The following is a 20,848-nucleotide window of genomic DNA, read 5'->3' as shown; positions in this document are numbered from 1 at the left end:
GCACACCCACTTCGAGGCCGAGGCCTACATCCTGACGAAGGAAGAAGGCGGCCGCCACACGCCGTTCTTCGCCAACTACCGTCCGCAGTTCTACTTCCGCACGACGGACGTGACCGGGACGGTGAAGCTGCCGGAAGGCACCGAGATGGTGATGCCGGGCGACAACCTGAAGTTCGAGGTCGAGCTGATCGCCCCGATCGCGATGGAAGAGAAGCTCCGCTTCGCCATCCGCGAGGGCGGCCGCACCGTCGGCGCCGGCGTCGTCTCGAAAATCATCAAGTAAGACCCTGGTTCGACGCAGGCCGGGCATGAGGCCCGGTCTGCCTCTCAATCAGTAGCCCCCGCAAGAGGCAAGACAATGACTGGTCAAAACATCCGCATCAGGCTCAAGGCCTTCGATTACCGCGTGCTGGACGCCAGCACGCAGGAAATCGTCAACACGGCCAAGCGCACCGGTGCCCAGGTCCGCGGTCCGATTCCGCTGCCGAACAAGATCGAGAAGTTCACGGTTCTCCGTGGTCCGCACATCGACAAGAAGTCGCGCGACCAGTGGGAAATCCGGACGCACAAGCGTCTTCTCGACATCGTCGATCCGACCCCGCAGACCGTGGACGCGCTGATGAAGCTCGACCTCGCCGCCGGCGTCGACGTCGAAATCAAGGTCTGAGGAGGGCACCGACCATGTTGCGCTCTGGAGTGATCGCAAAGAAGCTGGGCATGACCCGGCTCTTCCTCGAGGACGGCCGCCAGGTTCCGGTCACCGTTCTCCAGCTTGACAACCTGCAGGTCGTGGCGCAGCGCACGGCCGAGAAGGATGGCTATTCGGCCGTCCAGCTCGGTGCCGGCACCGCCAAGGCCAAGCGCACCACGGCCGCGATGCGGGGCCACTTCGCCAAGGCGAAGGTGGAACCGAAGCGCAAGGTCGCGGAGTTCCGGGTGTCGCCGGAAAACCTGATCGAAGTGGGCGAGGAAATCACCGCCGACCACTATTTCGAGGGTCAGTTCGTCGACATCGCCGGCACCTCGATCGGTAAGGGCTTCGCCGGTGCGATGAAGCGTCACAACTTCGGCGGTCTGCGCGCCTCGCACGGCGTGTCGATCTCGCACCGTTCGCATGGCTCCACCGGCCAGTGCCAGGACCCCGGCAAGGTGTTCAAGGGCAAGAAGATGGCCGGCCATCTCGGCGCCGTCCGCGTGACCACGCAGAACCTGCAGGTCGTGCGCACCGACAGCGACCGCGGCCTGATCATGGTCAAGGGCTCGGTTCCGGGCTCGAAAGGTGGCTGGGTCACGATCAAGGACGCGGTGAAGAAGCCGCTGCCCGAGAACGTCATCCTGCCCGCCGCGCTGCGCTCCGCCGCCGACGCCGCCCGAAAGGCCGCTGAAGAGGCCGCTGCCGCCGCCGCCGCCGAGGAAGAAGCCGCGCGTCTCGCCGCTGCCGAAGCCGAAGCCGCCGCGCAGGAAGCCGCGCTGAAGGCCGCCGAAGAGGCGATCAAGGCCGGGAAGGCTGCCGGCGAAGGCGAGCAGTCCGGCGATGCCGCGCCCGAAGGAGAGAAAGAATGAAACTCGATGTGATCAAGCTCGACGCCGGCAAGGCTGGCTCGATCGATCTCTCCGACGAGATCTTCGGGCTCGAGCCGCGCGCCGACATCCTGCACCGCGTCGTGCGCTGGCAGCGCGCGAAAGCGCAGCAGGGCACCCACTCGGTCCTCGGCAAGTCGGACGTGTCGTACTCGACCAAGAAGATCTACCGCCAGAAGGGCACCGGCGGCGCTCGCCACGGGTCCCGCAAGGCGCCGACCTTCCGTCACGGCGGCACCTACAAGGGCCCGACCCCGCGCAGCCACGCCCATGACCTCCCGAAGAAGTTCCGGGCGCTCGGTCTGAAGCACGCGCTGTCGGCGAAGGCCGGGGCTGGCCAGCTCATCATCCTCGACTCGCTCGACATGAAGGAAGCCAAGACCGCGGCCCTCGCCAAGGCGGCGAAGGAACTCGGCTGGAAGCGCGTCCTGATCATCGACGGCGCCGAGGTGGATGCGAACTTCGCCCGCGCCGCCGCGAACATCCAGGGCATTGATGTGCTGCCCTCGATGGGCGCCAATGTCTATGACATCCTCAAGCGTGACACGCTCGTGCTCACGAAGGCGGGTGTCGAAGCTCTGGAGGCTCGCCTGAAATGAGCGCGAAAGCTGAACACTACGACGTGATCGTGAAGCCGCTGATCACCGAAAAGGCGACCATGGCCTCCGAGGCCGGCGCGGTCGTCTTCCAGGTGGCCAAGGATGCGACCAAGCCGCAGATCAAGGAAGCGGTCGAGGCGGTCTTCGGCGTGAAGGTGAAGGCGGTCAACACCACCGTCACCAAGGGCAAGACCAAGCGCTTCCGCGGCCAGCCCGGCGTGCGGAGCGACGTGAAGAAGGCCTATGTGACCCTCGAAGAGGGGAACACTATCGACGTCTCTTCGGGGCTCTGATAGAAGGCGCCGAATCTCGCGGCCCCGGGTTCCGGGGCCGCTCGATTTTCTAAACCGGGGACCTTCGGGGCCCTACACCCAACGGACCGACAGGTCCAAAGCTACGGAAGACAGAGAGCATGGCACTCAAGTCGTATAAACCGACGACGCCGGGCCAGCGTGGGCTGGTTCTGATCGACCGTTCGGAGCTTTGGAAAGGTCGCCCGGTCAAGGCCCTCACCGAGGGTCTGACCAAGACGGGCGGCCGGAACAACACCGGACGTGTCACCTCATGGCACAAGGGCGGCGGGGCGAAGCGCCTCTACCGCATCGTTGATTTCAAGCGTCGCAAGTTCGACGTCCCGGCGACCGTGGAACGGATCGAATACGACCCGAACCGCACCGCCTTCATCGCGCTGGTTCGCTACCAGGACGGCGAGCAGGCCTACATCCTCGCCCCCCAGCGCCTCGGCGTGGGCGACCAGGTCATCGCCGGCGCCAAGACCGACGTGAAGCCCGGCAACGCGATGCCCTTCTCCGGCATGCCGATCGGCACGATCGTTCACAACGTCGAGATGAAGCCCGGCAAGGGCGGTCAGATCGCGCGCGCCGCGGGCACCTATGCCCAGTTCGTCGGCCGTGACGGCGGCTACGCCCAGATCCGCCTCTCCTCGGGCGAGCTGCGCATGGTCCGCCAGGAATGCATGGCGACCGTCGGCGCGGTGTCGAACGCCGACCACTCGAACCAGAACCTCGGGAAAGCCGGCCGCAAGCGGCACATGGGCATCCGCCCGACCGTCCGCGGCGTCGCGATGAACCCGATCGACCACCCGCACGGCGGCGGCGAAGGCCGGACCTCCGGTGGCCGTCACCCGGTTACCCCGTGGGGCAAGGGCACCAAGGGCAACCGCACGCGGTCGAACAAGAAGACGGACAAGTACATCGTCCGGTCGCGCCACACGAAGAAAGGGCGTTAATCCATGTCTCGTTCTATCTGGAAGGGCCCCTTCGTCGATTCCTACCTTCTGAAGAAGGCGGAAAAGGCGCAAGCCTCGGGCAAATCGGAAGTGATCAAGATCTGGTCGCGCCGCTCCACCATCCTGCCGCAGTTCGTCGGCCTCACCTTCGGGGTCTACAACGGTCACAAGCACATCCCGGTCAACGTGACCGAGGAGATGATCGGCCAGAAGTTCGGTGAATACTCGCCGACGCGGACCTACTACGGTCACGCCGCCGACAAGAAAGCCAAGAGGAAGTAAGCCATGAGCAAGGAAAAGAATCCGCGCCGCGTGGCCGACAACGAAGCGATGGCCAAGTCCAAGATGCTTCGCACCTCGCCGCAGAAGCTGAACCTCGTCGCCGCGATGATCCGCGGCAAGAAGGTCGAGAAGGCGCTCGCCGACCTGACCTTCTCCAAGAAGCGGATCGCCGAGGACGTGCGCAAGTGCCTGCAGTCGGCAATCGCGAACGCCGAGAACAACCACGGGCTCGACGTCGACGGTCTCGTCGTCGCCGAAGCCTATGTCGGCAAGAACATCACCCTCAAGCGCGGCCGCCCGCGTGCCCGGGGTCGGTTCGGCAAGATCATGAAACCGTTCAGCGAGCTGACCATCAAGGTGCGGCAAGTCGAGGAGCAAGCGTAATGGGTCAGAAGGTCAATCCGATTGGCATGCGCCTCCAGGTCAACCGCACCTGGGACAGCCGCTGGTACGCCGACAAGAAAGACTACGGCAACCTGCTTCTTGAAGACCTCAAGATGCGCGACTTCATCCATGCGGAGTGCAAGCAGGCCGGCGTCTCGAAGGTCATCATCGAGCGTCCGCACAAGAAGTGCCGCGTCACGATCCATACCGCCCGTCCCGGTGTCATCATCGGCAAGAAGGGCGCGGACATCGAGACGCTGCGCAAGAAGCTGGCGAACTTCACCGACAGCGAGCTGCACCTCAACATCGTCGAGGTCCGCAAGCCGGAACTGGACGCCATGCTGGTGGCCGAGTCGATCGCCCAGCAGCTCGAGCGCCGGGTCTCGTTCCGCCGCGCGATGAAGCGTGGCGTGCAGAACTCGATGCGCATGGGCGCGCTCGGGATCCGAGTGAACGTCGCCGGCCGTCTCGGCGGCGCCGAGATCGCCCGGACCGAATGGTACCGCGAGGGCCGCGTGCCGCTGCACACGCTGCGCGCCGACATCGACTATGCTCTGGCCGAAGCGACGACCCCCTACGGGATCATCGGCGTGAAGGTCTGGATCTTCAAAGGCGAGATCATGGAGCATGACCCCCAGGCCCACGACCGCAAGGCGGGAGAGGCCCAGGAAGGCCCGGCTCCGCGCGGCCCGCGCCGCGACGCCCGGTAAGGAGTAGAAAAGATGCTGCAACCGAAACGGACAAAGTTCCGCAAACAGCACAAGGGCCGGATCCACGGCGAAGCCAAGGGCGGGTTCGAACTGAACTTCGGCGGCTTCGGCCTCAAGGCCACCGAGCCCGAGCGCATCACCGCGCGGCAGATCGAGGCGGCCCGCCGCGCGATCACCCGCCACATGAAGCGCCAGGGCCGCGTCTGGATCCGCGTCTTCCCGGACACTCCGGTTTCGTCGAAGCCGACGGAAGTCCGGATGGGTAAGGGCAAGGGTTCCGTCGACTTCTGGGCGGCCAAGGTCAAGCCGGGCCGGATCATGTTCGAGATCGACGGCGTGAACGAGACCATCGCCCGCGAGGCGCTCCGCCTCGGCTCGATGAAGCTCCCGGTCAAAACCCGCGTCGTCGTGCGCGAAGACTGGTAAAGCCGACCGAATGAATCGAACAAAGCGCGCCGCAAGGCGCGCTTTTTTTTAAGCCGAACAATGGGAATATTCTCCTATGGATTGTGATTGGCGGGTGTTAGGTGTTGGAGGGGGTGAGTTTCAGGCATTCGTAATGACGCACACTATCAAAGCTTCCCGGTCGCTTCGGAAAGCCCATATCTGGTGCGTGGCTACGGTTCTTGTCATGTCGTTTGCTGAGCAAGCGTGCGCTGAAAAAGCAAACGTGCCGTTGCTTACAACGGAAGAAGTTCGGTCGGACTTTGAAGAATATTCTAAAACCTGGGTGTCGATCCCCGAAGTTGCACTGAACGCGATTGTGGCGGCGGAAGATCCCGAATTCTTTTCAAAGCCCGCTCAGAACTCAACGATCACGATCCAGCTCGGGAAGCGCTATATCGTTGTTGTCATGCGGTCGCTTCTGTTCAGGATCACCGCGTTTCACAATGCCACGATCATGGCTCGCGAACTGACGCATTCCGAAATCTTGAATTGGTACGCTCAAGAAGTCTGGCTGGGCAATTTCTGTTTTGGTTTTCCCTCGGCTGGCAAGGCGTATTTCGGCAAGGACGTAGGAGATTTGGATGTTCAGGACTACGCCTTGCTGGCCGCTCTCGTCCAAACTCCGATGAAATATGATCCTATTCGTGTGCCTGAAAAAGCGATGGAAAGGCGAAATCACGTACTCAACAAGATGCAAGAGGCGGGATTCCTGACAGTATCTGAAGCCACCGATGCTGCCGATACGTCCCTGGGTATTCGCCAGCCCGCGCAAGGCTGCGAACTGAAGTGACGCACCTTCACTGTAGGCCAATCAAACTTTCCCTTGCCCTGTCCTCCCCCCTCCCTTATAGGAACGCATCCTGCGATTCCGGGCTCCCGGATTCGTGGGTCCATCATTGACTCCACCGGGCATCAGGTCACCCGCAAGGGCCTTCCGGTGATGTTGAAAGGAAGATCGGCGAAATGAACGCCCAGGAACTGAACGCGAAGACGCCCGACCAGCTCCGTGACGAGCTTGTCGCGCTCAAGAAGGAGGCCTTCAACCTCCGCTTCCAGCAGGCCACCGGCCAGCTCGAGAACACCGCCCGCATGCGCGCCGTCCGCCGCGACGTCGCCCGCATCAAGACGGTCCTGAACCAGAAAGCCGCTGAAGCGGCGGCGAACTGAGGAAACGAGACATGCCCAAACGTATCCTGCAAGGCGTCGTGACCTCGGACAAGAACGAGCAGACGATCACCGTCCTCGTCGAGCGTCGCTTCAAGCACCCGCTGCTGCACAAGACCGTGCGGAAGTCGAAGAAGTACCGCGCCCATGACGCGCAGAACCAGTTCAAGGTCGGTGACACCGTTCGCATCGAAGAGTGCGCGCCGATCTCGAAGACCAAGCGTTGGACGGTCGTGACGGAGGCCTGAGGCCTAACCCCACGCCCTCCTTCTGAACGAAACCCTGGGGGTCCGGACGACCGGAGCAAACCCCAAAGGTCGGGAGAAACCAAATGATCCAGATGCAGACCAATCTGGATGTCGCTGACAACTCCGGCGCGCGCCGGGTTCAGTGCATCAAGGTCCTGGGTGGTTCCCACCGCCGCTACGCCAGCGTCGGCGACATCATCGTGGTGTCGGTCAAGGAAGCCATCCCGCGCGGCCGCGTGAAGAAAGGTGACGTCCGCAAGGCCGTCGTCGTGCGCACCGCCAAGGAAGTCCGTCGCGAAGACGGCACGTCGATCCGCTTCGACCGCAACGCCGCCGTCATCCTGAACAACCAGGGCGAACCGGTCGGCACCCGTATCTTCGGGCCGGTCGTGCGCGAGCTGCGCGCCAAGAACTTCATGAAGATCATCTCGCTGGCTCCGGAGGTGCTCTGATGGCTGCGAAACTGAAAAAAGGCGACACCGTCGTCGTCCTTGCCGGCAAGGACAAGGGCAAGCAGGGCGAAATCCAGTCCGTTGATCCCAAGGCCAACAAGGCCGTGGTCGAGGGCATCAACATCGCCATCCGCCACCAGCGCCAGACCCAGCAGAGCCAGGGCGGCCGCCAGCCGAAGGCGATGCCGGTCGATCTGTCGAACCTCGCGCTCATGGACAAGAACGGCAAAGCGACCCGCGTCGGCTTCCGCATGGAAGGCGACAAGAAGGTCCGTTTCGCCAAGACCACGGGGGACGTGATCTGATGCTCGACGCAGCCAACTACACCCCGCGCCTCAAGGCCGCCTACAAGGACAAGATCCGCGCCGCTCTGAAGGAGGAATTCTCCTACAAGAACGAGATGCAGATCCCGAAGCTTGAGAAGATCGTTCTCAACATGGGCGTCGGCGAGGCCGTGAAGGACACCAAGAAGGTCAAGCAGGCCTCCGAGGAGCTCACGCTCATCGCCGGTCAGAAGGCCGTCGTCACCAAGGCCAAGAAGTCGATCGCCGGCTTCCGCGTCCGTGAAGAGATGCCGCTCGGCACCAAGGTCACGCTGCGCGGCGACCGGATGTACGAATTCCTCGACCGCCTGATCACGATCGCGCTGCCGCGCGTCCGCGACTTCCGCGGCGTCAAGGGCTCCTCGTTCGACGGCCGCGGCAACTACGCGATGGGCCTGAAGGAGCACATCGTGTTCCCCGAGATCGACTTCGACAAGGTCGACGAAGTTCTCGGCATGGACATCATCATCTGCACCACCGCGAAAACTGACGCGGAAGCGAAGGCGCTGTTGAAGCAATTCAACATGCCCTTCACCAGCTGATCGCGGAGGAACGACGATATGGCTAAGAAATCCATGGTGAACCGCGAAGTGAAGCGCGCCAAGCTGGTCGAGCAATACGCCGCCAAGCGCGCCGCACTGAAGGAAATCATCGAAGACCAGTCGAAGCCGATGGAAGAGCGCTTCAAGGCCTCGATGAAACTGGCGAAGCTGCCCCGCAACTCCTCGGCGACGCGGATCCACAACCGCTGCCAGCTGACGGGCCGTCCGCACGCCTATTACCGCAAACTCAAGCTCAGCCGCATCATGCTGCGCGATCTCGCCTCGATGGGGCAGATCCCGGGCATGGTGAAGTCGAGCTGGTAAGGAGGTCGAGATATGTCGATGAACGATCCTCTCGGCGATATGCTGACCCGCATCCGCAACGCGCAGATGCGCGGCAAGTCCACCGTCCGCACGCCGGCCTCCAAGCTCCGCGCCTGGGTGCTCGATGTGCTCAAGGACGAGGGCTATATCCGGGGTTATGAAACTGCGACGGCGGCCAATGGCCAGCCGGAGCTGGAAATCAGCCTCAAGTACTTCGAAGGCACGCCGGTGATCCGCGAGATCAAGCGCGTCTCGAAGCCGGGCCGCCGGGTCTATGCCGGCGTCAAGGAGATCCCGTCGGTCCGCCAGGGCCTGGGTGTCTCCATCGTCTCCACGCCGAAGGGCGTGATGTCGGATGCAGCCGCACGGAGCGCCAATGTCGGCGGCGAAGTGCTCTGCACCGTGTTCTAAGGAGGGTTCGATGTCTCGTATTGGCAAGAAACCCGTAACCGTTCCCGCCGGCGTCACCGCCACGGTGTCGGGTCAGCAGGTCGACATGAAAGGCCCGAAGGGCGCGCTTTCGTTCACCGCGACCGACGACGTGACGATCACGCTCGAAGGCAACGAAATCTCGGTGAAGCCGCGCGGCACCTCGAAGCGGGCGCGCCAGCAGTGGGGCATGTCGCGCTCCATGGTGGCGAACCTCGTCGAAGGAGTGACCAAGGGCTTCAAGAAGGAACTCGAGATCAACGGCGTCGGCTACCGGGCCGCGATGCAGGGCAATGTCCTGAAACTGTCGCTCGGCTACAGCCACGAGGTGAACTTCGAGGTCCCGCAGGGCGTGACCGTCACGACCCCGAAGCAGACCGAGATCGTCGTCGAGGGGATCGACCCGCAGCTCGTCGGCCAGGTCGCGGCCAATATCCGCGAATGGCGTGCTCCCGAGCCCTACAAGGGCAAGGGCATCAAGTACAAGAACGAGTTCATCTTCCGCAAGGAAGGCAAGAAGAAGTAAGGACCGGGACAATGGCAAACAGCAAACGGGAACTGTTCCTCAAGCGCCGCCTGCGCGTCCGGAACAAGCTTCGCAAGATGGCCGACGGGCGCGCGCGTCTCTCGGTTCATCGCTCCTCCAAGAACATCAGCGTCCAGCTGATCGACGACGTCAACGGCGTGACGCTCGCCTCGGCCTCCAGCCTCGAGAAGGATCTGGGTGTCGTCGGCAAGAACAACGTCGAAGCGGCGAAGAAGATCGGCGCGGCGATCGCCGAGCGTGCGAAGAAGGCCGGTGTCGAAGCCTGCTACTTCGACCGTGGCGGCTTCCTGTTCCACGGGAAGATCAAGGCGCTCGCCGACGCGGCCCGCGAAGGCGGACTGAAGTTCTGATAATGCGGGTGGCGCCTTCCGTTACGGACGCGCCACCCCGATGATCCGGGCCCCCGATCCGGTCGGGGGCACCAGGATTGGACGTAACGGCGCCATGCCGCGCCATCACGGAAGGAATGCCTTATGGCAGAGAGAGAACAGCGCCGGGACCGCCGCGAACGCGAGGAAACCCCGGAATTCGCCGATCGCCTTGTTGCGATCAACCGCGTGTCGAAGACGGTGAAGGGCGGCAAGCGCTTCGGTTTCGCAGCACTCGTGGTGGTCGGTGACCAGCGCGGCCGCGTCGGCTTCGGCAAGGGCAAGGCCAAGGAAGTGCCGGAAGCGATCCGCAAGGCGACCGAACAGGCGAAGCGTTCGCTCGTTCGCGTGCCGCTGCGCGATGGCCGCACGCTGCACCACGACATCGAGGGCCGTCACGGCGCCGGCAGGGTTGTGATGCGGACGGCTCCGGCCGGTACCGGGATCATCGCCGGCGGCCCGATGCGCGCCGTGTTCGAGATGCTCGGTGTCGCGGATGTCGTCGCCAAGTCGCTCGGCTCGCAGAACCCCTACAACATGATCCGCGCCACGATCGACGGTCTGAAGCAGGAAGCGAGCCCCCGCATGGTCGCGCAGCGTCGCGGCAAGAAGGTCGGCGACATCCTGAAGAAGCCGGAAGCCGCCGAAGCGGCCGAAGCGTAAGGAGACCGGACCATGGCCAAGAAAACCATCGTCGTGAAGCAGATCGCCTCGCCCGCCCGCCGTCCCGCCGTCCAGGCCGCGACGCTCAAAGGGCTCGGCCTCGGCAAGATCAACCGCACCCGCGAGCTCGAGGACACGCCCTCGGTGCGCGGCATGGTCAACAAGATCCCGCATCTCGTGACCATCGTCGAAGAGCGCGGCTGACCTCTCGAAATCCTCGGAGGAGGATTGGAACGCCCCGGGAAACCGGGGCGTTTTTTTATTGGCTGCCACTTGAACAAATGCATGTCGAGGCCCGACGTGTCCGTCGAAACGGCACGCTCCCCGAAAACTTCAATTCCACCGTTGTACCTGCGGACGTGCCGGCAACCGATGGGAAGCCCGAGGTTCGGATTCTAAGGTAAGATCGGCGGCACCATCGGTACGGGAGGGAAATCGCCATGACGTCGACGCCACCATTCGCCGGCGGCTGCCTTTGCGGCGCTATACGGTATGAAATCAGCGCCCCACCATATGATCCGCACTACTGCCACTGCCGTTCATGTCAGAAAGCCGCCGGCGCGCCGGCAATTGCGGGCGCCTTTATTGCGCGAACCGAGTTTCGGATCATCCGCGGCAAGCCCCGGTACTTTCGGTCGTCGGCCGTGGCGGAGCGAGGTTTCTGCAAGGATTGCGGCACGTATCTCATTTACCGACCGCTTATCGCGCAATGGTCGAACTGGATGATCATCACGATTGCATGCCTCGATCATCCGGAGGAGCTTTCCCCCCGGCGACATTATGGTAGCGAGAGCCGGATTCCGTGGTTCGACCCGCAGGGCGAGCCTCCGCATGAGAAGTACGAAGATAATTTTATTGACATTCTCTCAGACGGAAGCCCTGACGAACGGAAGGCGATCCTGGAGCGCTTCGGCGCTCCGTAAGCTGGGCGTATCGCCGGACCAACACGCATGTCCCGCATCAGTGCGATCCCACGACACCATCTGCGACACGCGGAACCCGCACCGCCACGGCTTCCGATTGAGCCAATTTGCTCTGCGACATGCATTGCGCCGGACGCAATGCGGCCCTTCGGGATTGTCTGTAGCCGACCCGGCGTCGGCGGCCTATGCATGCGGTAACGCAAACAGGCCACAGAAAGTACTCTCATGCTTACCCTTTCCCAAACGCCCGGGCTGATCGCGGACACGCTCCGCCTCGTCCGGGAAACGCTCGGCCGCCTCAATGCGGTCACGCTTGCCGAGCCGGCCCCGTACTGGACCGACTACCTGCGCGAAGACCAGAAGCGCGGCTATTGAGCCGACCGTCCCGCGCAGGAGAAACACGCCCCGGCTTGTCCGGGGCGTTTCCGTTCGGGGCGGCTAAGGACGACACCCGATGATTTTCCTGAAGGATTTCTCGTAGACCCCGGTGCTGTGCTAGACTTGCGCCCTTCTACGGTGCACCGTTCTGGTGGTTACGGAGCATATCCGTCACACCAGAGCGATTCTCAGGGGGGAACCATGTCTCAACATTATTCCGGCGGCTGCGAACATCATCCCGTGCGTGTTTCGGCCGAACCGATCGACAATCACGAATGCCATTGCAATGTCTGCAAGAAGGTCACCGGGCAGCACACGACCCATGTGGCGTTCTTCAACCACGGCGACATCAAGACCGACAACGAGGCGGCGATGAAGCGCGTGCCGTTCAACGCCGACAACCCCAACGGCCCCCTCGAGATCTGCCTGTGCGAGAAGTGCAACGCGGTGCTGATGCTCGACGACAAGCAAAAGCGCATCCGCGTCGCGGTGCCGAATGTGATGGGCTACGACGACGCGAAGTTCCCGAAGGCGAGCTACCACGCGTTCTGGGACGAGTCGAAAGGCTACCCGAAGCCCGATGACGGCCGCCCGGTCTACGAGGGGCTTCAGCCCAGCTTCGTTTGGCCGAAGGGGGCATGAGCCACCTCGCACTCGCAACATAGACAAGGGACGCCGCGTGGCATCATGCTCGCGGCGTCCTCGCCTGCCGGCGGCCCGTGGAGGCAAGTCTTGCATCGCGGCATCTTCCCGTCTATACGCCCCCGGTGGTCCATCCGGACCCGATTCACCAATCAAGAAATGCCGTGTGGCCCCATCCGTCGCTGGCGGGGCTCTTCCGGCCAAGGAGAAGCGACATGAAACTGAATGAACTCCGGGACAATCCCGGCGCCGCCAAGAAATCCAAGCGCGTCGCGCGCGGCCCGGGCTCGGGCAAGGGCAAGACCGCCGGTCGCGGCATCAAGGGTCAGAAATCCCGTTCGGGCGTGGCCATCGGCGGCTATGAAGGCGGCCAGATGCCGCTCTACCGGCGCCTGCCGAAGCGCGGCTTCACCAAGCCGAACGCCAAATCCTTCGCCGTGGTCAACCTCGGCCAGCTCCAGGCCTTCGTCGATGCCGGCAAGCTCGACGCAAAGGCCGAGATCACCGAGGACGTGCTGGTTGCCTCGGGTGTCGTCCGCCGCAAGCTCGACGGCGTCCGCGTGCTCGCCAAGGGTGAGATCAAGGCCAAGCTGAAGCTCGCCGTCACCGGCGCCTCCAAGGCTGCGATCGAAGCGGTCGAGAAGGCCGGCGGCTCGCTTTCGGTCGCGACGGTGGCTGCGGCCGAATAAGGTGTTGTGGGCAGCCCGCGCGGCGCTTACATAGGCACGAGTTTTCCAAGCGCCGCCGACCGGAAAACGGTTCGGCGGCGCTCTCACATGAGAGAGACCGGAATGGCATCTGCTGCAGAGCAAATGGCGGCGAACCTGAGCTGGGGGGCCCTCGGCAAGGCCACAGACCTTCGCCAACGCATCTTCTTCACCATCGGACTGCTGATCGTCTACCGCCTCGGCACCTATATTCCGGTGCCCGGCATCGATGCGGTCGCGCTGCGGGAGTTCATGCAGAGCGCAGGCCAGGGCATTGGCGGCATGTTGCAGATGTTCACCGGCGGCGCGCTCGGCCGAATGGGGATCTTCGCGCTCGGCATCATGCCCTACATCTCGGCCTCGATCATCGTCCAGCTTCTAACCGCGATGGTGCCGGCGCTGGAGCAGCTCAAGAAAGAGGGCGAGCAGGGCCGCAAGAAGATCAACCAGTACACCCGCTACGGCACCGTCCTTCTTGCCACGTTCCAGGCTTACGGCCTTGCCAAGAGCATCGAGGCAGGCAGCCTCGCGCATGATCCCGGCCTCTTCTTCGAGGCGGCCTGCGTCATCACGCTGGTCGGCGGCACGATGTTCCTGATGTGGCTCGGCGAGCAGATCACCGCCCGCGGCGTCGGCAACGGCATCTCGCTGATCATCTTCGTCGGCATCATCGCCGAAGTTCCGGGCGCGCTGGCCCAGTTCTTCGAACAGGGCCGGATCGGCGCGATCTCTGCGCCGGCGATCATCGGCGTGATCCTCATGATCGTCGCGGTCATTGCCTTCGTCGTGTTCATGGAGCGCGCGCTGAGGAAGATCCACATCCAGTATCCGCGCCGCCAGGTCGGCATGAAGATCTATGATGGTTCGTCCTCGCACCTGCCGATCAAGGTCAACCCGGCGGGCGTGATCCCGGCGATCTTCGCCTCATCGCTGCTGCTGCTGCCGACCACGATCTCGACCTTCTCGGGGGCGCAGACCGGGCCGATCATGTCGACGATCCTGGCCTATTTCGGCCCCGGCCAGCCGCTCTATCTTCTCTTCTTCGTGGCGATGATCGTGTTCTTCGCCTACTTCTACACGGCCAACGTCTCGTTCAAATCCGACGACGTGGCCGAGAACCTGAAGAACCAGGGCGGCTTCATCCCGGGTATCCGGCCGGGTCAGAAGACGATCGACTATCTCGATTATGTCGTGGCGCGCATCCTCGTGGTCGGCTCCGCCTATCTCGCCGCTGTCTGTCTCCTGCCCGAGATCCTACGCTCGCAGCTGGCGATCCCGTTCTACTTCGGCGGCACCTCGGTGCTGATCGTGGTCTCGGTCACGATGGACACGATCAACCAGATCCAGTCGCATCTCCTGGCCCACCAGTACGAGGGGCTGATCGAGAAGTCGCAGCTGCGCGGCAAGAAGCGCGGCGGCGCGAAGAAGGCGCCCGCGCGTCGTTAACATGCGCCCCGGCTCTTGCCGGGGCGTTCGGTATCCGATTGTATGCGGGCGGTGACTCGACGGCGGATTCGTATTGAACCCCGCCCGCGACAAAAGGGGGACGCATGACGAATATCATCCTTCTCGGACCGCCGGGGGCGGGCAAGGGAACCCAGGCCCGCCGCTTGGTGGAGGAACGCGGGCTGGTGCAGCTTTCGACCGGCGACATGCTGCGCGAGGCCAAGGACTCCGGCACCGAGATGGGCAAGATCGTCGCGGACGTCATGGCGCGCGGCGATCTCGTGACGGATGAGATCGTCATCGGCCTGATCGAGGAGAAGCTCGACGGCGAGAAGGTCGGCGGCTTCATCTTCGACGGCTTCCCGCGCACGCTGGCGCAGGCCGATGCGCTCGGCGCGCTGCTCGCGCGCAAGGGCGAGACGCTCGACGCGGTGATCGAGATGCGGGTGGACGACGCGGCCCTCGTGGACCGGATCTCCGGCCGCTTCACCTGCGGTGCCTGCGGCGAGGTCTATCACGACACCACCAAGCCGACGAAGATCGAGGGGGCGTGTGACGAATGCGGCTCGACCGACCTCAAGCGCCGCGCCGACGACAATGCCGAGAGCCTCAGGCAGCGCTTGATGGAATACTACAAGAAGACCTCGCCGCTCATCGGCTACTACTACCATGCCGGCAACCTCGCGACCGTCGACGGGCTGGCTGCGATTGATGACGTTGCGAAATCCGTCGCTGCCGTGCTGGATCGGTGACCGATGGCTTGACCTCGGCGGGGAAACCCACTAGGTCACGGCGTCTCGTTTGAGAATCGTCTTGATTTGACGGGTTTTGGCCCGACCGAATCAATCAGGAAAAGAGCCGGCCCGATGGTGTCGCACCCTCGGGCCACTGTTGTGAAAAAAGGTTCCGGCGCTACGGAACCGCAACGAAAGGACAGAACGCGTGGCACGTATCGCTGGCGTCAACATCCCGACGGGGAAACGCGTCCCCATCGCCCTTCAGTATATCCACGGCATCGGTAACGACGTTGCCCACAAGATCTGTGAGGCGGTCAACATCGAAACCACCCGCCGTGTGAACGAGCTTTCGGACGCCGAAGTGCTCGCGATCCGCGAGCATATCGACGCCAACTACACGGTCGAGGGCGATCTCCGCCGCGAAGTCCAGATGAACATCAAGCGTCTGATGGACCTCGGCTGCTACCGTGGCCTGCGTCACCGCCGCAACCTGCCCGTCCGCGGTCAGCGGACCCACACCAACGCCCGCACCCGCAAGGGCCCGGCAAAAGCCATTGCCGGCAAGAAGAAGTAAGGGGAGGGCAGAGACATGGCTCGTGACAAGACCCGCATGAAGAAAAAGGAACGCAAGAACATCGCCGCCGGCGTTGCTCATGTGAATTCCTCGTTCAACAATACCAAGATCCTGATCTCCGACGTCCAGGGCAACGCCATCGCGTGGTCCTCGGCCGGCACGATGGGCTTCAAGGGTTCCCGCAAGTCGACCCCCTACGCCGCCCAGATGGCCGCCGAAGACGCCGGCAAGAAGGCGCAGGAGCACGGCGTCAAGACCCTCGAGGTCGAGGTTCAGGGCCCCGGTTCGGGCCGTGAATCGGCGCTCCGCGCGCTCGCGGCCGTCGGCTTCAACATCACCTCGATCCGTGATGTGACGCCGATCGCGCACAACGGCTGCCGTCCGCCGAAGCGCCGCCGCGTCTGACAGGCTTTTTGCAGCCCGGGCCGCGCGGCAAGCGCGGCCCGGGTCGCTTTCGTTTTTATCCTCGGGCGTTCCCGGATTTCGGACATGGACCGGGAACAGGTATGGAGGCAGAACGCATGATCCACAAGAATTGGGCCGAGCTGATCAAGCCGCAGCAGCTTGACGTGAAGCCGGGCAACGACCCGCAGCGCCAGGCGACGCTGGTCGCCGAACCGCTTGAGCGCGGCTTCGGCCTGACGCTCGGCAACGCCCTGCGCCGGGTGCTGATGTCCTCGCTCCAGGGCGCGGCCATCACCAGCGTCCAGATCGACAACGTCCTGCACGAGTTCTCCTCGATCGCGGGCGTGCGCGAGGACGTCACCGACGTGGTGCTCAACCTAAAGGGTGTGTCGCTCAAGATGGAAGTCGAGGGGCCGAAGCGCCTTTCGATCTCCGCCAAGGGGCCGGGCGTCGTCACCGCGGGCGACATCTCTGAGTCGAACGGCATCGAGGTTCTGAACAAGGACCATGTGATCTGCCACCTCGACGAGGGCGCGGATCTCTTCATGGAACTGACCGTCGACACCGGCAAGGGCTACGTCGCTGCCGACAAGAACCGCCCGGAAGATGCGCCGATCGGCCTCATTCCGATCGACGCCATCTACTCGCCGGTCAAGAAGGTGTCGTACGAAGTGCAGCCGACCCGTGAGGGCCAGGTGCTCGACTACGACAAGCTGACGATGAAGATCGAGACCGACGGCTCGCTGACGCCGGACGACGCGGTGGCCTATGCCGCCCGCATCCTGCAGGACCAGCTCGGCATCTTCGTCAACTTCGACGAGCCGGAATCGGCGCAGAAGGGCGAGGCCGACGAGGGGCTGGAGTTCAACCCGCTCCTGCTCAAGAAGGTCGACGAGCTCGAGCTTTCGGTACGTTCGGCGAACTGCCTCAAGAACGACAACATCGTCTATATCGGCGATCTGATCCAGAAGACCGAAGCCGAGATGCTGCGCACCCCGAACTTCGGCCGCAAGTCGCTCAACGAGATCAAGGAAGTGCTCTCGGGCATGGGCCTTCACCTCGGCATGGATGTCGAGGACTGGCCGCCGGAGAACATCGAGGATCTCGCCAAGCGGTTCGAAGACCAGTTCTGATTGACTTTGCGGGGGCCGTCGCCTAAACGGCCCCCCTAAATGCCCGGAATGCCGGGGAAAACAAGGGCCGACGGCCCCAAGGAGAGCGGACCGAGGACCACGGCCGCCGGACAAAGCAAAACGCAGACCAGGAGATTACAATGCGTCACGCTCGCGGCTACCGCCGTCTGAACCGCACCCATGAGCACCGCAAGGCGCTCTTCGCCAACATGGCCGGGTCGCTCATCGAACACGAACAGATCAAGACCACCCTTCCGAAGGCGAAGGAACTGCGTCCGATCATCGAAAAGCTGATCACGCTCGCCAAGCGCGGCGACCTGCATGCCCGCCGTCAGGCGGCCGCTCAGCTCAAGCAGGACAAGCATGTCGCGCGCCTGTTCGAGATCCTCGGGCCGCGCTACAAGGAGCGCCAGGGCGGCTATGTCCGCGTGCTGAAGGCGGGTTTCCGCTACGGCGACATGGCGCCGATGGCGATCATCGAATTCGTCGATCGCGACACCTCGGCCAAGGGCGCTGCCGACCGGGCTCGCACGGAAGCCGAGGAAGCCTCCGAGGCGTAAGCATCCGGTTGACCGACTGTAAGAAAAAACCCCGTCGCGAAAGCGGCGGGGTTTCCTCATTAAACATAATGATACTCTTTACACGATAAACAGCGCTCGTCAGTTCGGTTCGAAACGCGCGCTCCGCCGATCGGTGCCGACCTTCTCCGCCATCGTGTCGATCATGGAGGAAAGCTGTGCATCGGCAATCGGCGTTGCACCGAGGAACTCCAACAAGTCCGTTCGGGCGGTTTCAGGCAACCGCATGAGTCTTGCAAAGAGGCCGGGATTGATCGTACGCAATGTAATGCCTCTAACAACGCAGCCAACATCGTTCAATTTACGGTTGACTGCCCGCAAGGCAACTTGTCTAAAAGGACATGTCCGAAATGCCAATACTTGATCCGGTACTACACTCGTTGGCGTTGATGGCGCCCGCTGGCTATTTCATCGGTCTGCACATCCGCTACGCATCACCCCTGATGCAGTTCTCGAACTACAATCAGGACTGGCTGGATCACTATACGGAGAAGGCTTTCGCTTTGCGGGATCCGACGATTGCATGGGGATTCAGTACTGAGGGCGCATGCCGCTGGAGCGAGATCGACATTCCCGATCCGTTCGGCCTGTTCCGGGAAGCCAAGGAATTCGGACTGAAATTCGGGCTGACGGTCTCTTGCGGACCGGTCCGGTCCCGAACGATATCGAGTTTTGCGCGCGCAGACCGCGACTTCACGGATTCCGAGATCGAAAAGATCTCGGAACTTGTTCGGCGACTTCACGACATAACCGAGCCGCCGGAAAGCCTGACCACGGCACAGATCGAAGCCCTGAAGCTCATCGCGGCGGGGGACCGGCACGCGGCTGCAGCAGCCAAGTTGAAAATCTCCGAGAGTGCGCTAAAGGCGCGTCTGATGTCTGCACGGCAAAAACTGCTCGCCCGCACGACAGCGGAGGCTATCCAGCGCGCTAAAGATTACAGGCTGATGTAACCAGATGTCGGTCTTTCGTTTGCATGCAGGGTTAGAGAAATCAACCAAGCTGGAGACTCTACATGCAAACCACCGTCCTCTCGTTCGAGAATCTTCATAACCACGGAGAGCTGTTCGCCAATCTGTTCCGGGCGCGCAAGCAGTCCTTCATCGTCGAAAAGCGATGGGATCTGCCCGAGGCGCTGGACATGGAGTACGATCAGTACGACACGCCGGCCAGCCGCTGGATCGCGATTCACGACGAGGTAGGCCAGGTCTATGCCGGCATTCGCCTGACCCCGACCACGGCGCGCTGCGGCATCTACTCCTACATGATCCGTGACGCTCAGCGCGGGCTGCTCTCGTCGCTGTCGGCGGACCTCCTCTACGAGGAGGCGCCGGTCGATCCATACTGCTGGGAATGCACGCGGGTCTTCGTGCTCCACTCGACGCCGCAGATGATCCGGCGTCGCGTCCATGCCTACATGGTCGAGGCCATGGTCAAGTCGGCGCGCGAACTCGGCGCGACCCAGCTTATCGCAATCACGCCGGCGAACTGGCCGCGCTGGTACGGCCGCTGCGGTCTCACCGCGAAGGGAATCGGGCCGGTCATGTACATCGATGACGGCGACTACCAGTGCGTGCAGATCGAGCTCGCGTCGAAGCTGCATTGACCTGATCGCGGTTGCCACTCCGTCCAGCGGGTCTCTGGGGATATTTCTATCGCCTCTTCCTCGGCCCCGTTGGCGGCAGTAAGAACGACACATGTCAGACCTGTTCGACCAACCCGCATCACGAGCCGCGCCGTCCGCGCTGCGCCCCCTGGCCGACCGGCTTCGGCCGGCCGCGCTCGACGCGGTCATCGGCCAGGACAAGGTGCTGTCGCCCGACGGGCCGCTCGGCGCGATGCTCGCCTCCGGCAGCCTGTCGTCGCTGATCCTCTGGGGGCCGCCCGGCGTGGGCAAGACTACGATCGCCCGGCTCCTTGCCGACGCGACCGATCTCGCCTTCGTCCAGATCAGCGCGATCTTCACCGGCGTGCCGGAGCTTCGCAAGGTCTTCGAGGCGGCGAAGCTTCGCCGCACCCAGGGCCGCGGCACGCTCCTCTTCGTCGACGAGATCCACCGCTTCAACAAGGCCCAGCAGGACGGCTTCTTGCCGCATATGGAGGACGGCACGATCCTCCTCGTCGGCGCCACGACCGAGAACCCTTCGTTCGAACTTAACGCCGCGCTTCTGAGCCGCGCCCAGGTGATTGTGCTCGAACGGCTCTCGCTCGCCGATCTCGAACGCCTCTCGCAACGGGCCGAACAGGAACTCGGCCGCGCCCTGCCGCTCGCGCCCGCGGCGCGCGAGGCGCTTCTGGAGATGGCCGATGGCGATGGCCGCGCGCTGCTCAACCTCATCGAACAGGTCGCCGCCTGGAAGATCGACAAGCCGCTCGGCACCGAGGCGCTCGCCCAGCGGCTGATGCGCCGCGCCGCGAAATACGACAAGTCCGGCGAGGAACATTACAACCTCATCTCCGCCCTGCACAAATCGGTGCGCGGCTCCGATCCCGACGCGGCACTCTACTGGTTCGCCCGCATGCTCGAGGGCGGCGAGGATCCGCGCTTCCTCGCCCGCCGCATCACCCGGATGTCGGTCGAGGATATCGGCCTCGCCGATCCGCAGGCGCAGACCGTCTGCCTCCATGCCTGGGAGACCTATGAGCGGCTCGGTAGCCCGGAGGGCGAACTGGCGCTGGCCCAGGCCGTGACCTATCTCGCGCTCGCGCCGAAATCGAACGCGGGCTATGTCGCCTACAAGGCCGCCCGCGCCGCCGCTCGCGCAACCGGGTCGGAGCCGCCGCCGAAACACATCCGGAACGCGCCGACGAAGCTGATGAAAGAACAGGGCTACGGCAGCGGCTACGCCTATGACCACGACGCCGAGGATGGGTTCTCGGGCCAGAACTATTTCCCCGAGACGATGAAGCGCCCGGTCTTCTACTACCCCGTCGAACGCGGCTACGAGCGCGAGCTGAAAAAGCGCGTCGAATGGTTCGCCAAGCTCCGCGACAAGCGCGGCGCCTGATCTTC

Annotated in this window: 36 protein-coding genes; 35 read left to right on the top strand and 1 reads right to left on the bottom strand. The window is 63.4% G+C overall.

The window, feature by feature from the left end; translation table 11 throughout:
• The 32 genes from OEZ60_RS10530 to rplQ all read left to right on the top strand — a co-directional run.
• On the top strand, positions 1 to 283 hold a 283-nt coding region (locus tag OEZ60_RS10530; RefSeq protein ID WP_459178383.1), incomplete at its 5' end, for an EF-Tu C-terminal domain-related protein.
• 75 nt (positions 284 to 358) lie between these two features.
• The gene (gene rpsJ, locus OEZ60_RS10525; protein WP_036639457.1) at positions 359 to 667 is read left to right on the top strand and encodes a 30S ribosomal protein S10; all 309 of its coding nucleotides are present in this window, start codon (positions 359 to 361) and stop codon (positions 665 to 667) included.
• Between the two features lie 14 nt (positions 668 to 681).
• The gene (gene rplC / locus OEZ60_RS10520) at positions 682 to 1,563 is read left to right on the top strand and encodes a 50S ribosomal protein L3 (RefSeq protein WP_263335743.1); all 882 of its coding nucleotides are present in this window, start codon (positions 682 to 684) and stop codon (positions 1,561 to 1,563) included.
• Complete coding sequence (rplD, locus tag OEZ60_RS10515; protein WP_263335740.1) at positions 1,560 to 2,180, top strand: 50S ribosomal protein L4; 621 nt, start codon at positions 1,560 to 1,562, stop codon at positions 2,178 to 2,180. The genes rplC and rplD overlap by 4 nt, the downstream gene beginning before the upstream one ends.
• Positions 2,177 to 2,473 carry a 50S ribosomal protein L23 gene (locus OEZ60_RS10510; protein WP_263335738.1) on the top strand — a complete coding sequence of 99 codons (297 nt, stop codon included), beginning with the start codon at positions 2,177 to 2,179 and terminating at the stop codon, positions 2,471 to 2,473. Before rplD ends, OEZ60_RS10510 begins: the two co-directional genes overlap by 4 nt.
• Positions 2,474 to 2,592: 119 nt before the next feature.
• On the top strand, positions 2,593 to 3,429 hold the full coding sequence (gene rplB / locus OEZ60_RS10505; RefSeq protein ID WP_263335735.1) for a 50S ribosomal protein L2: 837 nt from the start codon (positions 2,593 to 2,595) through the stop codon (positions 3,427 to 3,429).
• A 3-nt stretch (positions 3,430 to 3,432) separates the two neighbouring features.
• Positions 3,433 to 3,711: a 30S ribosomal protein S19 gene (gene rpsS, locus OEZ60_RS10500; RefSeq protein WP_263335730.1), complete on the top strand. Its 279-nt coding sequence runs from the start codon at positions 3,433 to 3,435 to the stop codon at positions 3,709 to 3,711.
• Between the two features lie 3 nt (positions 3,712 to 3,714).
• Positions 3,715 to 4,095, top strand: a complete 381-nt coding sequence (rplV, locus tag OEZ60_RS10495) for a 50S ribosomal protein L22 (protein ID WP_263335727.1) — start codon at positions 3,715 to 3,717, stop codon at positions 4,093 to 4,095.
• Positions 4,095 to 4,805, top strand: coding sequence for a 30S ribosomal protein S3 (gene rpsC / locus OEZ60_RS10490; RefSeq protein WP_263335725.1), 711 nt, complete (start codon positions 4,095 to 4,097; stop codon positions 4,803 to 4,805). Before rplV ends, rpsC begins: the two co-directional genes overlap by 1 nt.
• Positions 4,806 to 4,817: 12 nt before the next feature.
• A complete protein-coding gene (rplP, locus tag OEZ60_RS10485; RefSeq protein ID WP_263335723.1) occupies positions 4,818 to 5,231 on the top strand; it encodes a 50S ribosomal protein L16 in 414 nt (137 codons plus the stop codon).
• A gap of 205 nt (positions 5,232 to 5,436) precedes the next feature.
• Positions 5,437 to 6,042, top strand: coding sequence for a biosynthetic peptidoglycan transglycosylase (locus OEZ60_RS10480; RefSeq protein WP_263335722.1), 606 nt, complete (start codon positions 5,437 to 5,439; stop codon positions 6,040 to 6,042).
• A gap of 173 nt (positions 6,043 to 6,215) precedes the next feature.
• Positions 6,216 to 6,419, top strand: coding sequence for a 50S ribosomal protein L29 (gene rpmC, locus OEZ60_RS10475; protein ID WP_263335720.1), 204 nt, complete (start codon positions 6,216 to 6,218; stop codon positions 6,417 to 6,419).
• A gap of 11 nt (positions 6,420 to 6,430) precedes the next feature.
• Positions 6,431 to 6,664, top strand: coding sequence for a 30S ribosomal protein S17 (gene rpsQ / locus OEZ60_RS10470; RefSeq protein ID WP_263335719.1), 234 nt, complete (start codon positions 6,431 to 6,433; stop codon positions 6,662 to 6,664).
• A gap of 83 nt (positions 6,665 to 6,747) precedes the next feature.
• Positions 6,748 to 7,116, top strand: coding sequence for a 50S ribosomal protein L14 (gene rplN / locus OEZ60_RS10465; protein ID WP_035714274.1), 369 nt, complete (start codon positions 6,748 to 6,750; stop codon positions 7,114 to 7,116).
• The gene (rplX, locus tag OEZ60_RS10460) at positions 7,116 to 7,421 is read left to right on the top strand and encodes a 50S ribosomal protein L24 (RefSeq protein WP_263335712.1); all 306 of its coding nucleotides are present in this window, start codon (positions 7,116 to 7,118) and stop codon (positions 7,419 to 7,421) included. Before rplN ends, rplX begins: the two co-directional genes overlap by 1 nt.
• Entirely contained in the window at positions 7,421 to 7,981 is a 561-nt protein-coding gene (rplE, locus tag OEZ60_RS10455; RefSeq protein ID WP_263335711.1) for a 50S ribosomal protein L5, read from the top strand. Before rplX ends, rplE begins: the two co-directional genes overlap by 1 nt.
• An 18-nt stretch (positions 7,982 to 7,999) precedes the next feature.
• A complete protein-coding gene (gene rpsN, locus OEZ60_RS10450) occupies positions 8,000 to 8,305 on the top strand; it encodes a 30S ribosomal protein S14 (RefSeq protein ID WP_263335709.1) in 306 nt (101 codons plus the stop codon).
• Between the two features lie 12 nt (positions 8,306 to 8,317).
• A complete protein-coding gene (gene rpsH, locus OEZ60_RS10445; protein ID WP_263335707.1) occupies positions 8,318 to 8,716 on the top strand; it encodes a 30S ribosomal protein S8 in 399 nt (132 codons plus the stop codon).
• Positions 8,717 to 8,726: 10 nt separating this feature from the next.
• On the top strand, positions 8,727 to 9,260 hold the full coding sequence (gene rplF, locus OEZ60_RS10440; protein WP_263335705.1) for a 50S ribosomal protein L6: 534 nt from the start codon (positions 8,727 to 8,729) through the stop codon (positions 9,258 to 9,260).
• A gap of 11 nt (positions 9,261 to 9,271) precedes the next feature.
• Complete coding sequence (gene rplR, locus OEZ60_RS10435; RefSeq protein ID WP_263335704.1) at positions 9,272 to 9,631, top strand: 50S ribosomal protein L18; 360 nt, start codon at positions 9,272 to 9,274, stop codon at positions 9,629 to 9,631.
• Between the two features lie 123 nt (positions 9,632 to 9,754).
• Complete coding sequence (gene rpsE, locus OEZ60_RS10430; protein ID WP_263335702.1) at positions 9,755 to 10,312, top strand: 30S ribosomal protein S5; 558 nt, start codon at positions 9,755 to 9,757, stop codon at positions 10,310 to 10,312.
• Positions 10,313 to 10,324: 12 nt separating this feature from the next.
• Positions 10,325 to 10,516 carry a 50S ribosomal protein L30 gene (gene rpmD, locus OEZ60_RS10425; RefSeq protein WP_263335700.1) on the top strand — a complete coding sequence of 64 codons (192 nt, stop codon included), beginning with the start codon at positions 10,325 to 10,327 and terminating at the stop codon, positions 10,514 to 10,516.
• Positions 10,517 to 10,752: 236 nt separating this feature from the next.
• Entirely contained in the window at positions 10,753 to 11,235 is a 483-nt protein-coding gene (locus OEZ60_RS10420) for a GFA family protein (protein ID WP_263335695.1), read from the top strand.
• Between the two features lie 225 nt (positions 11,236 to 11,460).
• Positions 11,461 to 11,610, top strand: coding sequence for a hypothetical protein (locus OEZ60_RS10415; RefSeq protein ID WP_263335694.1), 150 nt, complete (start codon positions 11,461 to 11,463; stop codon positions 11,608 to 11,610).
• A gap of 204 nt (positions 11,611 to 11,814) precedes the next feature.
• The gene (locus OEZ60_RS10410) at positions 11,815 to 12,255 is read left to right on the top strand and encodes a GFA family protein (RefSeq protein WP_263335692.1); all 441 of its coding nucleotides are present in this window, start codon (positions 11,815 to 11,817) and stop codon (positions 12,253 to 12,255) included.
• 215 nt (positions 12,256 to 12,470) lie between these two features.
• Positions 12,471 to 12,944 carry a 50S ribosomal protein L15 gene (rplO, locus tag OEZ60_RS10405; protein WP_263335690.1) on the top strand — a complete coding sequence of 158 codons (474 nt, stop codon included), beginning with the start codon at positions 12,471 to 12,473 and terminating at the stop codon, positions 12,942 to 12,944.
• Between the two features lie 102 nt (positions 12,945 to 13,046).
• Positions 13,047 to 14,408, top strand: coding sequence for a preprotein translocase subunit SecY (gene secY / locus OEZ60_RS10400; protein ID WP_263335689.1), 1,362 nt, complete (start codon positions 13,047 to 13,049; stop codon positions 14,406 to 14,408).
• 104 nt (positions 14,409 to 14,512) lie between these two features.
• Positions 14,513 to 15,160, top strand: coding sequence for an adenylate kinase (locus tag OEZ60_RS10395; protein WP_263335687.1), 648 nt, complete (start codon positions 14,513 to 14,515; stop codon positions 15,158 to 15,160).
• 190 nt (positions 15,161 to 15,350) lie between these two features.
• The gene (gene rpsM, locus OEZ60_RS10390) at positions 15,351 to 15,719 is read left to right on the top strand and encodes a 30S ribosomal protein S13 (protein WP_263335685.1); all 369 of its coding nucleotides are present in this window, start codon (positions 15,351 to 15,353) and stop codon (positions 15,717 to 15,719) included.
• Positions 15,720 to 15,734: 15 nt separating this feature from the next.
• Positions 15,735 to 16,124 (top strand): 30S ribosomal protein S11, encoded by a 390-nt coding sequence (gene rpsK, locus OEZ60_RS10385; protein ID WP_263335683.1) that lies wholly within the window; start codon positions 15,735 to 15,737, stop codon positions 16,122 to 16,124.
• A 116-nt stretch (positions 16,125 to 16,240) separates the two neighbouring features.
• On the top strand, positions 16,241 to 17,257 hold the full coding sequence (locus tag OEZ60_RS10380) for a DNA-directed RNA polymerase subunit alpha (protein WP_263335682.1): 1,017 nt from the start codon (positions 16,241 to 16,243) through the stop codon (positions 17,255 to 17,257).
• Between the two features lie 140 nt (positions 17,258 to 17,397).
• On the top strand, positions 17,398 to 17,817 hold the full coding sequence (gene rplQ, locus OEZ60_RS10375) for a 50S ribosomal protein L17 (protein ID WP_263335679.1): 420 nt from the start codon (positions 17,398 to 17,400) through the stop codon (positions 17,815 to 17,817).
• A 99-nt stretch (positions 17,818 to 17,916) separates the two neighbouring features.
• On the opposite strand, the gene OEZ60_RS10370 is transcribed toward rplQ, so the two are convergent.
• Positions 17,917 to 18,099, bottom strand: coding sequence for a hypothetical protein (locus OEZ60_RS10370; protein WP_263335676.1), 183 nt, complete (start codon positions 18,097 to 18,099; stop codon positions 17,917 to 17,919).
• Between the two features lie 77 nt (positions 18,100 to 18,176).
• Between OEZ60_RS10370 and OEZ60_RS10365 the strand changes: the two genes are divergently transcribed.
• The 3 genes from OEZ60_RS10365 to OEZ60_RS10355 all read left to right on the top strand — a co-directional run bounded on the left by OEZ60_RS10365 (position 18,177) and on the right by OEZ60_RS10355 (position 20,843).
• Positions 18,177 to 18,788: an autoinducer binding domain-containing protein gene (locus tag OEZ60_RS10365; protein WP_411709797.1), complete on the top strand. Its 612-nt coding sequence runs from the start codon at positions 18,177 to 18,179 to the stop codon at positions 18,786 to 18,788.
• A 62-nt stretch (positions 18,789 to 18,850) separates the two neighbouring features.
• Positions 18,851 to 19,441: an acyl-homoserine-lactone synthase gene (locus tag OEZ60_RS10360; protein ID WP_263335674.1), complete on the top strand. Its 591-nt coding sequence runs from the start codon at positions 18,851 to 18,853 to the stop codon at positions 19,439 to 19,441.
• 91 nt (positions 19,442 to 19,532) lie between these two features.
• Positions 19,533 to 20,843 (top strand): replication-associated recombination protein A, encoded by a 1,311-nt coding sequence (locus tag OEZ60_RS10355; protein WP_263335671.1) that lies wholly within the window; start codon positions 19,533 to 19,535, stop codon positions 20,841 to 20,843.
• The last annotated feature ends 5 nt before the right edge of the window (positions 20,844 to 20,848 follow it).

The sequence above is a fragment of the Albidovulum salinarum genome, assembly GCF_025673475.1.
In the GTDB taxonomy this organism is placed as follows: Bacteria; Pseudomonadota; Alphaproteobacteria; order Rhodobacterales; family Rhodobacteraceae; genus Albidovulum; species Albidovulum salinarum.
This window is presented reverse-complemented; position numbering and strand designations above follow the sequence as displayed.